Here is a 1697-nt window from a genome sequence, read left to right as displayed (position 1 = left end):
TGTTGCGCAAATCAGGCTCGACCAGCGTAGCACCCGCAGGTCTGGTAGCCTGAGCGGATGAAACCAGCTCCACAGAAGTACCGCACGACCAATTGGAAGACGTACAACGAAGCCCTCAAGTCACGCGGTTCGCTGCTGATCTGGCTTGATCCGAAGATGAACTGGCACGGCCAGCCGAGCGGCAAGCGCGGGCGCAGCCAGACGTTCAGCGACGAGGCGATCCAGTTCTGCCTGAGCATCAAGTGCCTCTTCAATTTACCACTACGGCAGGCCATGGGCATGGCGCAAAGCCTGCTGCGCTTGGCTGGACTTCATTGGCCGGTGCCGGACTACAGCACGGTAAGTCGGCGGCAAAAAACACTACAGGTGGCCATTGGCGCCACGCCGACTACGACAGGCTTGCATTTGCTGGTGGACAGCACGGGCATCAAGATGTTGGGCGAAGGCGAATGGAAGACGAAAAAGCATGGCGCGGACTATCGCCGCCAGTGGCGCAAGGTGCACCTCGGGATCGACGCGTCCACGCTCGAGATCCGGGCGATGGAAGTAACCGACAACAGTATCGGCGACGCGCCTGTCCTGCCAGCGCTGCTGGATCAAATTCCAGCCGACGAGTCCATCGCCAGCGTTAGTGGCGATGGCGCTTACGACACGAAGGACTGTCACGAGGCGATCGCCTTGCGCGCCGCCCATGCCATCATCCCAACCCGCAAGAACGCAAAGCCCTGGAAGGCGAACCGCTGCGGTGCCGATGCACGCAACGAGATCTTGCACACGACGCGCAGACTGGGTCGGGCGATCTGGAAAAAGTGGAGCGGCTACCACCGGCGCAGTCTTGTCGAAACCAAAATGCGCTGCTTCAAGCTGTTGGGCGAACGGGTCATGGCGCGCGACTTTGACCGTCAGGTTGCCGAATTGCAGATACGCGCTGCCGTGCTCAACCGCTTCACTCGGCTGGGTACCCCGGTCACGGTCCCAGTGTTATAAAACTGATTACAAACAGCGTCAGCTCGGCCTTCACTCGATTTGCTCAACAAAGCCAGGCGAAACAACTCAGATTGGACAGGTTGCCTTACAACCCAACCGTATGGTTGGTTGTCTGAAATCCAAAAATATCGAAGAGTACCATCGCCGGCAACGAAACTTTCACGCTTGTAAAGTTTCTCAGTGGTCCCTAAGAACCTTTGATCAAGGTAGAAATCCTCGTCATGGCCATGGGGGCAATCAGGCCAGGGGCATGGCAGCATTCCTCCGCCGCCAGCGAAATGAGTGCGGCAGAAATCGTTTCTCGACATTAAAGAATAACTCCATTCTACAGAAAGATACCTGTACGAGACTGATCACACCGTCGCTTAGACTAATCTGCCGCCATCGGACGTTTCGGCGCCTAACAATTCATCCATACCGACCAGTTGTCGTTCGCTCGCGAACGATCTTAGCCAATTGTGGACGTCGATCCGCAATAGTGTACGGGCAAAGTTGCTATTGGAGCAAGTGACGTTTTCGTTCATCCGGTGACAACTTTGTTCAGTCAGTGACGACTTTTTTCAGTTTTTACAGCAGCGACAGCCTGCGCCGCCTGCACCTGGCCGCGCAGGGTGGCGAGACCCTGTTCTTCATGCTGCGGCCGCTGGCGGCCGGGCAGGATGCCTCGCCCGCGCCGCTGCGCCTGGCGCTGCGGCCCCAGGCCGGCGGCA

At 57.9% G+C, this 1697-nt stretch carries 1 protein-coding gene and 1 pseudogene; both read left to right on the top strand.

The window, feature by feature from the left end:
* Positions 1-57 precede the first annotated feature (57 nt).
* The gene (locus NX782_RS26125; protein WP_258848426.1) at positions 58-987 is read left to right on the top strand and encodes an IS5-like element ISJsp2 family transposase; all 930 of its coding nucleotides are present in this window, start codon (positions 58-60) and stop codon (positions 985-987) included.
* 577 nt (positions 988-1564) lie between these two features.
* Positions 1565-1697, top strand: a pseudogene (locus NX782_RS26120) (translesion DNA synthesis-associated protein ImuA); the annotation flags it as partial.

The organism is Massilia norwichensis (assembly GCF_024753245.1).
GTDB classification, from domain to species: domain Bacteria; phylum Pseudomonadota; class Gammaproteobacteria; order Burkholderiales; family Burkholderiaceae_D; genus Telluria; species Telluria norwichensis.
Note: the sequence above shows the minus strand (reverse complement) of the source record. Positions and strands in the feature narration are given on the sequence as shown.

Bases quoted from the DNA above. Each gene is read 5' to 3' on its own strand.
- NX782_RS26125 (WP_258848426.1), top strand. From the start codon at position 58: ATGAAACCAGCTCCACAGAAGTACCGCACGACCAATTGGAAGACGTAC.